Genomic DNA, 8,665 nt, shown 5'->3' on the forward strand with positions numbered 1-8,665 from the left:
AAAATTTTGTAAAGATGCATCGAGTATAGTTGAACTTGAAGCGATTTGACCGTAAATAGTAATAATCTGAGTCTGGCTGATGTGCTAAACCTCATTTGGACTCATCACATTTCTATGCTTTGAGGTAAGTAGTTATGGAGCAGAATACCCAACAATTGATTGATGATTTGTTCGCCAAGCTCAAACAGGCTGAGCAACAAAATGGCCAACGCGATAGCGATGCCCAATCATTGATTGATAAACATCTGATCGCCCAGCCGAGTGCACCTTACTATATGGCTCAAACCATGATTATTCAGCAAGCGACCATCAAACAGTTACAAAGCCAGGTGGAAGCACTTAACGCTCGCCAACAGCAAACGAGCCATAATAAGGAAGGGTTTCTGTCGGGATTATTTGGCCATAAACAGCAACAAGCTCCCAATAATGGGGGTTGGCAACAGCAACCGAATTATAACCAAAACGCCCAGCCTAATTATAACCAACCCCATTATAATCAACCTAGTGGTCCTAGTGGTGGTTTCGGCGGTTACTCCCGGACGGGAAGCTTCTTAGGCGGAGCACTACAAACCGCTGCCGGGGTGGCAGGTGGCATGATGATCGGTAATTTGATGATGGATATGTTCTCAAGTCATCGTCCCGAGGAAATTGTTAACATCATGAACGACAACCCAACGGATATGAACAACACCCCAGACATGGCCAATAACGGTTTTATGCCCGACAATAACAACATGCCAGATGCCAACTTTGATTCAGCCGACCCAAACAGCATGAATAATGCAGGATTTGATAACAATCAGTTTGCCGATACATCCAATGGGATGGATGATATGAACGATCCATTCAATAATGGTATGGACAGTAATTTTGATGGCGGTTATGACAACGGTTTCGATGACGACTCTTTTGGCGGCGGTGGTGGATTCGACGACAATAGTTTTTTTAGCTAATACCAACGCCGGCATTGCCGGCGTTTTTTATCGACTGCAACGAAAAACTTGGCCTTCCGGAGCCAAGTTAGAGCCAATTTATCTGCGGCATTGCTATTAATGCAACAAAGGACGTTGAGCCACCATTTCCACCACATCAGCCATACCAGTGTGATAGATGCCCTCAACGATTTTTTTCTGTAATTGCCGACAGGTCATAAAATTTAAAGCGGAAAAATCCTGCTCCAGTTCAGATAGCTCGACTAACATTTCGCGCTTTTTGGGCCCGCCAGTTCCTAATTGTAACTGCCAGGGAGAATATGCTTGATAGATAATTACGCCACCAGGGGCTAAATGTTCACACATTTGTTGGTGCACTTTGGTACGAATCGCCAACGGCAGGTGACAAAAGATCATCACCATCAAGTCGTACTGTCCTTCAAATTGATAATCGGCCAAATCAGCAACGCTATAATCGAGCGAAACATGCTGCGCTTCGGCAAGATTGAGAGCTTTACTCTGCCCAGCAACGGAGCCATCCACCGCATGCACCTCATGGCCTAGGCGCGCCAAATAAACGCCGTTGCGTCCTTCGCCTTCACCAAGAGTTAATACACGCCGTGATTGATTCCCCAGCAATTGCATCTGTTCAACCAGAAACTGACTGGGTTCACACCCATAAACATAAATACTGTCTGAAAATCGCTCATCCCACATTGAATCACCTCTTTATTTTAGAACTATCTAATATAGGGCATTCCAGAAAATCCAACAACTATCTTTACCCGTCTCCCAAAGCTGGCTATGGTAAAGGACCAACGCGATAAAAGGATTTTTCGTCATGAGCAGTTCATCTTCAGCCATTACTCATGCTTCAGAGCAGGCTTGGCTGAGTAACCCCATGGTTCGTTTAACACTGGCATTGATTGCCACGTTGCTCTGGGGCAGCGCTTTTCCGTTGGTCAAACTCGGTTATAGTAGCCTGGCTATCGCTCATAATCAGCCCTTTATGCAACTGCTTTTTGCCGGATATCGCTTTAGTGGTGCCGGATTATTACTGTTGATGCTCAGCAGTGTTATATATCGTACAACTTGGCAGTTTAGCTTTTCGAAATTGCGCTCGGTTGTCAAGGTCGGCAGCACTCAGACTCTGGCTCAATATATTTTCTTTTATATGGGGTTGGCACTAGCCAGCGGCATTTCCAGCGCCATTGTCGCCAGTGCAGCACCTTTTTTTCAGCTGATTATTGCTCATTTACTATTTGCCGATGATCGTTTATCGCGGCGTAAACTGTTCAGTGCCCTGCTGGGATTTTGTGGCATTGGCTTTTACCATTTGATGGAACATGGTTGGGCATTTCATCTAGGCATTGGTGAGGGGCTCATGCTAATAGCGATGCTCTTTAGCGCCTACGGCAACATTTTAAATAAACGCAATGTCAGCCGTGAACTTCCCGTTCTACCTCTGACTGCATGGCAAATGCTCTTTGGGGGTATGCTCCTGATCCTGATTGGCGCGAGTAAAGTTGGTTTTATGCCCTTTCAGTTTTCTTGGCATGCCAGCCTGTTATTGCTCTATTTATGCGGATTATCCGCCAGTGCATTTTTAATTTGGAATACGTTGATGGCGCATAATCAGGTCAGTAAAGTGTCGATTTTTTTATTTTTGATCCCCATTTTCGGCGTTTCACTGTCGGCACTCATCTTAAATGAAGTGCTGCATTGGTATGTCATTCCTGCTTTGATATTGATTATCATAGGTATCATTTTATCCAATCGCCCCCCGAAAACAGCGCCTTGAGCCCCTATTCGCAATAAATAGCTAGCAGCCATTAGCCGCGCGGTTCCTCATCGTTGACGAGGCGACACGACTTTAGCCTGTGCAGATGAGCCGATCCCTATGGCAAAAAGTTGCGAGTCAACGCTCAATCGGTCTGCCGAACTGAGTATGAAAAATGCCCCCTAAGAGCGCTGTGTGGGGAGAGATGCATTGCGCTTAGGGAGCAGATAGCACCAACGATTATTTGATCCCAGAAAAACCAAAGCTGCGCATAAACTGCTTTTGAAACACTAAAAACGCAATCACCAATGGTGCACAGACCATCAATGTTCCCGAGCTTACTAATCCCCAATCGCCACCTGATTCAGCACCCATTGCAAACGAAACCAAGCCAATCGTTAACAGCTGCTTGCTGGGGTCACTTAATACCATCAGAGGCCATAGATATTCATTCCAATGGTAGGTCACGCTCACCACTGCAAAGGCGAGCATCGCCGGGCGCGCCATCGGTAATAGCACATGCCAGATCACTTGCCACCAGCGAGCGCCTTCTAAAATAGCGGCCTCTTCGAGCTCTTTAGGCACATTTCTAAAGGTCTGGCGCATCAAGAAGACCCCAATTCCCGAGGCAAAATAAGGCAGCATCGCCCCGGTTAATGTGTCTAATAAGCCAATCGATTTTAACGTCAGCAGATTTGGCACCATCACCATTACGGGCATAATCATCATCTGCATTAAGAAGGCGTAAAACAACAGTTGTTTCCCGGCGAACTCGTAATAAGCAAACACATAACCACAAATGGTAATGGCAACTAACTGAACCGCCAACGTACCAAAGGTGAAAAAGAGAGTGTTCAGATACAAACCAACCCAATCAGCACTACTCCAAGCTTCTTTAAAATGGTTAATAGAAAAAGCACCTGATGGGATCAGTGATGCCATCTTCGGCCCAAACAGAGTCGGCCCGAAAGACGATTTAATCATCCATAAGATCGGTGCCAACCAGACAATCGCTAGCGCAATTAATAGTAGCGCCAGAATTCCCTTACTCATGCGAGGCTTATTTGCGCTCATAATATGTTCCTTTTTCCATCATCCGCAGATTAACCACCGTAATCACCATCATTACAATCAACAGGACAAAGGTCGCCGCAGATGCCTTGCCATAGTCATTAGTTTGAGTCGCGAGTTGAGTAATGTAATAGAGCAGCACGTTCGTTGACTGATTCGGCCCACCTTGGGTCATCACGGCTACATGGTCAATCTGAGTGACGGCATAGATAAAGGCCACGATAACCACAAAATTTAAGGTCGGACGCAATAATGGCAGGGTGACAGACCAAAATATTTGCCAACGATTCGCCCCTTCCATACGTGCTGCCGCGATAATGTCGTTATCAATCGACTGTAATCCGGCTAAGAAAAACAACATGTAGTAACCGGTAAACTTCCAGATCCCAATCACCGCCAGCGAAATTAATGCTGAATTTTCCATCCCTAGATAGTTATTATTCATCCAGCCAAACAGCTGACTTAAATAGTAATCGAGCAGCCCCATTGACGGCAGATAAACAAATAAGAACAAGGTCGCCACACTCACTAATGGCAACACCATCGGCATAAAAATTGCCGCCCTAAGCCACTGATTAAAGCGAGTATTGGCTTGCAGGGCTAAAGCTAGCCCTAACGCCAGTAACAAACTGGGGATCATCGTCATGAGGATATACAAAAGATTGTTTAAACAGGCTTGCCAGAATACCGGGTCATGGAACAGTCGCAGGTAATTCCCCCATCCGACATAATGCACCTGACCGGCTAACCGGGTATCAAACAAACTATCATAGATAGAACGGAACACTGGCAAATAAGTAAATGACGCCAAAAAGATGAGCGTGGGAAACAATAATAGATAGGGACGGATACGCAAGCTCATAATCATCCTTTGCAATTAAAAAGGGCAGAGGCTTCTGCCCTTAACCAAGTTATTGCTGATTTAACGCAGTTTCTCTCTGATATGGTGCTAAAATTTTATCGGCATTTTTCTGGGCAGTTGCTGCAACCTCTGCCGGCGATAAATCTTTATTACTAATCAGAGCCGCTACCTGATTTTCCATCGCCTGACGCACGGCAACGGTTTCATAAGTACTGTACCAAGGGTAAGCGTATTTCAGCTGCTCGAAAGCGACCTTCGCACTTGGGTGTTTGGCTAAGAATTGCTTCATTTTAGGTAAGTCATACGCTTTTTTGCGTGGCGCGAAATACCCGGTAAAACGAGACCATTCACCGTTGATTTTCGGGCTAGTCAAATAACGTAGTAACTGATAAGCCGCTTTTTTCTGCGCATCACTAATTCCTTTAAATGACACCAGTGAAGCACCTCCGATAATCACCCCTCGGCGGAATTTCTTCGGCAACATCGCCACCCCTAAGTGAAAAGACTTAGCGTGGTTACGAATAAAGGTCAGTGAACCGGTAGAGAGAATTGTCATACCTAATTTGCCAGAGAGGAACTGAGCATCAATCTGTTTTGAATCCAATACGCCTTCAGGCATACTCTTATCTTTAAAGATAAGATCCTTATACAGATCGAGTGCACCGATGGTCGTCACCGAGTTGTAATAGACTTCCCCTGGATAATCGGGATTATTAAAATTACCACCATTCGCATGCACCAAGGACGAAAGCACCCAAGCGCAGTAATCGTTATTCGTTGAAGGCAGCATAATGCCCCATTGACCATTTTGCCGAGAGGTTAACTTTCGAGCATCTTCACGCAGCTCTTTCCAAGTCTGTGGAGCGCCCTGAATTCCCGCTTTTTTGAATAAGTCTTTATTAAAATATAAAATTGGCGTGGAGTTCTGAAATGGCATCGCGTATGCCTTGCCATTGAACATGGCGTTTTTTTGCACGGCTTTAAAAAAGTTCTCTTTTAAAAAGGCCGTTGCATTTTTATCCGGCCCATATTGAAACAGCTCACTCATTGGCAAAATTTCATGGTTGATAGCCAAATCAGTGGTGTAATTGGCTGACATGATCACCAGCGCTGGTGGTCGTCCAGCTTTAGCCGCCGCTTCGGCTTTTTGTTTGGTGGTATCATAACTACCGGTAAAAATAGGCCGAACCTTAATATCAGAATGCATCTGATTAAAATCTTTAATCAGCTGATTCATTTTAACGGTTAACTTACCATCAACGGGAGCGGGGAACATCATATCAATATGGGTAGTAGCCATGGCAGGCGCAGAGGAGCCCAGTGCGAATGCCGCAGCGATTAACATCTGTTTATTCATCATAAATCCTTTATCGATAGGCGTTGCAGAGTATTAGCGCAAAACAGATGGATCCGCTGCGCCTGGAAATGACACGTCAGCGATTGCCCGATATCCGGAAGGATCGCTTCGTTATCACAAAAGAGTTGAACTGGACCAAAATCGGCACGAAGCGTTAATAAACGAACATGCCCGAGTAGTTCTTGACGTTCAAAAATGCCACTAAACTGGTTACGACCATCATCACTTTCGCCCAAATGAATATGTTCCGGACGAAGCCCCAGCCAAATCGAATTCCGCTGAGAACTCACCGAGATCTGCCAGTTGGCAAAATGCAGCATGTGCTCAGCGACGCTTAGCTGCCAAGTATTCATACTGGGTGAACCAATAAAGCGGGCAACAAAGAGGTTTTTCGGCGTTCGATAAAGCTCTTCGGGTGTGCCAACTTGCTGGATCTGGCCTTGATCAAGAACCACAATACGATCAGCCATGGTCATCGCTTCAACTTGATCATGGGTGACATAAATTGTTGTAACTTGCAGCTGCTCGTGCATGGCCATAATGCCATCACGGACATCATGACGAAGTTTGGCATCTAAATTTGAAAGCGGCTCATCCATTAAAAAAAGCCGCGGATTACGCACAATCGCACGCGCCATCGCCACCCGCTGACGCTGCCCGCCAGAGAGTTCTTTAGGACGACGTTTCAGCAGCTCATCCAGTTGCAACATCGAAACTGTTTTCGCCACTAATTGCTTATTGTCTTTTAGTTTTTCACCTCGAACTTTCATCCCGAAGGTGATGTTTTGTTCTACACTCATATGGGGAAATAGCGCATAGTTTTGGAAAATCATCGAAAAATTGCGCTCTCGAGGTGACTGGTGAGTAATATCCTGCTGGTCACAATAGATGTGTCCAGCTGAGACTTCTTCCAGTCCTGCGATGATACGTAACAAAGTTGATTTACCACATCCGGAAGCACCGACTAACACCAGAAACTCACCATTTTCAATCTCTAGCGAAAGATTTTCGATGACCGGTTGGTCGGTATATTGTTTGTTAATCTGCTGAAGGTGTAACTGACTCATTTGCCACCTGTTCCATTGACCCAAGGAAAGCGTCGCACTCCCTGAAATAGCTGAAAATGATGCTGATAACTCACCCAACGATTGTCACCACTTAAGGAGTGCAACAAACATGAGGGCTGATCAAATTGGTAATATGGAGTTGCATCGTGTTGATAGACGGGGATCTGAATCGATGTTGCTGGCGCACTCATCACCACGACATTGCGGTAAACAGTGGTCGTATAGCAATGGTTATGTCCGCAATAAATTCCTTCCAGATGCGGAAATTCTTCAGCAAAATCCAACAATTTTGTACCATTGCGGCAATTGATCGGATCCATATGTGCTGAATTCAATGCCAGTGGGGGATGGTGCATAAAAATGGCGACTGGCAGGCGGGTCTGCGCAAGCTGCTCAGCGACCCAATCCAACGTAGATTGACTCAGTTGTCCATAGGTTTGACCTGGAACCGTTGAGTCGATAAACAGCAGCTGTCGCTTGCCCATATCAACCTGATAGCGCACTTGGGCAGCACTCTCTAAAGGAGCACACAATGGCGCAAGATACTCTATAAATGATTCAGTTTTATCGTGATTACCGTTAATCAAATACAGAGGATAGCGCGCATAACCGAGAATTTTGGCAGCCGCCTGGTACTGTTCGGCAGTACCATCATTGGTAATATCACCAGAAACCACAATCGCATCGAGCGGATCAATGAGATGGTTCAATTGATGAATAATATCTGCATTGCACGCATTAACATCGACACTGTCATACAGTCGCTCGCCCAGAGCGACAAAGTGCATATCACTGAGTTGCGCAATTCTCATAGTTGCCTGTCCACCTTGAATTCTGGCAACTAGGCTAGCGATGATTAATGACAGTTACATGGCAGATTATTTACAAATAGGTAACACTAAATTACTAATTTTTTTATCAAAAATGGAGGGCGAGTTGATGAGAGGAGGGCTGCCGACCTAACTGCGAAATTAGGATTACAAAAAAGTAATGGATGTCGACAGCCCAACAAAGGTGATTGGGTTTGCACGCAATCGTCATATAGGATGCACATTTTTAACGATAAAAATCAAGATATAATACGTAATCCCAACGAATGGTTGGCTATACTAACGATATTCAACAGAATGTCCACCGTTAAAAATAAATTTATCAATTTAAATTTTACGGCTAACAGGTTTTGCAGACAGCATCTTGATATTGCATCTAAATTGGCTATTGAGCACACATGTATTAAGTATTTTGAACCAATAACGAGCAAACAGCGACTATCGTTTATAGATAGGTGTTGTTATAGTGCGTACATCATCTATCGGCCTAATGTGCATCCACTTGAATCACTGTCTGCTTAAAACCAAGATTGGCCCATTGGCATTAAGTGCATCCGCTGCGGGCTTGTCCCAAATTCGTTTTTACCAACCCTCTCAGTTACTGGACTTTACAGAGACGCATCACGATCCGATTCTCGAGCAAGCCTGTCAAGAATTAGAAGAATACTTCTTAGGGACTGTTGATCTTTGCTGTACATATTTTATTCAGCAATACATCGGTAGCCACATTATCGTAAATGCTAGTGATACCATACTGGCGTAATTC

General features: G+C 44.9%; 9 protein-coding genes. 3 read left to right on the top strand and 6 right to left on the bottom strand.

Annotation, left to right across the window (positions count from 1 at the left end; translation table 11 throughout):
- Positions 1-134 precede the first annotated feature (134 nt).
- Complete coding sequence (locus tag EV690_RS18125; protein WP_131914439.1) at positions 135-953, top strand: DUF2076 domain-containing protein; 819 nt, start codon at positions 135-137, stop codon at positions 951-953.
- 96 nt (positions 954-1,049) lie between these two features.
- Here EV690_RS18125 and EV690_RS18130 read toward each other — a convergent pair whose 3' ends face one another.
- A complete protein-coding gene (locus EV690_RS18130) occupies positions 1,050-1,649 on the bottom strand; it encodes a class I SAM-dependent methyltransferase (RefSeq protein ID WP_131914440.1) in 600 nt (199 codons plus the stop codon).
- Between the two features lie 124 nt (positions 1,650-1,773).
- Between EV690_RS18130 and EV690_RS18135 the strand changes: the two genes are divergently transcribed.
- Positions 1,774-2,733, top strand: a complete 960-nt coding sequence (locus tag EV690_RS18135) for a DMT family transporter (RefSeq protein ID WP_131914441.1) — start codon at positions 1,774-1,776, stop codon at positions 2,731-2,733.
- Between the two features lie 219 nt (positions 2,734-2,952).
- Here EV690_RS18135 and EV690_RS18140 read toward each other — a convergent pair whose 3' ends face one another.
- From EV690_RS18140 to EV690_RS18160, 5 genes are read right to left on the bottom strand one after another with little or no spacing between them, the layout of a single operon-like run.
- Positions 2,953-3,786: a carbohydrate ABC transporter permease gene (locus tag EV690_RS18140; RefSeq protein ID WP_131914442.1), complete on the bottom strand. Its 834-nt coding sequence runs from the start codon at positions 3,784-3,786 to the stop codon at positions 2,953-2,955.
- Positions 3,773-4,645, bottom strand: coding sequence for a carbohydrate ABC transporter permease (locus tag EV690_RS18145; protein ID WP_131914443.1), 873 nt, complete (start codon positions 4,643-4,645; stop codon positions 3,773-3,775). Before EV690_RS18145 ends, EV690_RS18140 begins: the two co-directional genes overlap by 14 nt.
- Before the next feature lie 49 nt (positions 4,646-4,694).
- The gene (locus tag EV690_RS18150) at positions 4,695-6,005 is read right to left on the bottom strand and encodes an ABC transporter substrate-binding protein (RefSeq protein ID WP_396022812.1); all 1,311 of its coding nucleotides are present in this window, start codon (positions 6,003-6,005) and stop codon (positions 4,695-4,697) included.
- Positions 6,002-7,069 (bottom strand): ABC transporter ATP-binding protein, encoded by a 1,068-nt coding sequence (locus tag EV690_RS18155; RefSeq protein ID WP_131914445.1) that lies wholly within the window; start codon positions 7,067-7,069, stop codon positions 6,002-6,004. The genes EV690_RS18150 and EV690_RS18155 overlap by 4 nt, the downstream gene beginning before the upstream one ends.
- A complete protein-coding gene (locus EV690_RS18160; RefSeq protein ID WP_131914446.1) occupies positions 7,066-7,881 on the bottom strand; it encodes a phosphodiesterase in 816 nt (271 codons plus the stop codon). Before EV690_RS18160 ends, EV690_RS18155 begins: the two co-directional genes overlap by 4 nt.
- A gap of 484 nt (positions 7,882-8,365) precedes the next feature.
- Here EV690_RS18160 and EV690_RS18165 point away from each other — a divergent pair, with 484 nt between their 5' ends.
- The gene (locus EV690_RS18165; RefSeq protein ID WP_131914447.1) at positions 8,366-8,662 is read left to right on the top strand and encodes a hypothetical protein; all 297 of its coding nucleotides are present in this window, start codon (positions 8,366-8,368) and stop codon (positions 8,660-8,662) included.
- Positions 8,663-8,665: the final 3 nt, after the last annotated feature.

Source organism: Celerinatantimonas diazotrophica (assembly GCF_004339545.1).
Classification (GTDB): Bacteria; Pseudomonadota; Gammaproteobacteria; order Enterobacterales; family Celerinatantimonadaceae; genus Celerinatantimonas; species Celerinatantimonas diazotrophica.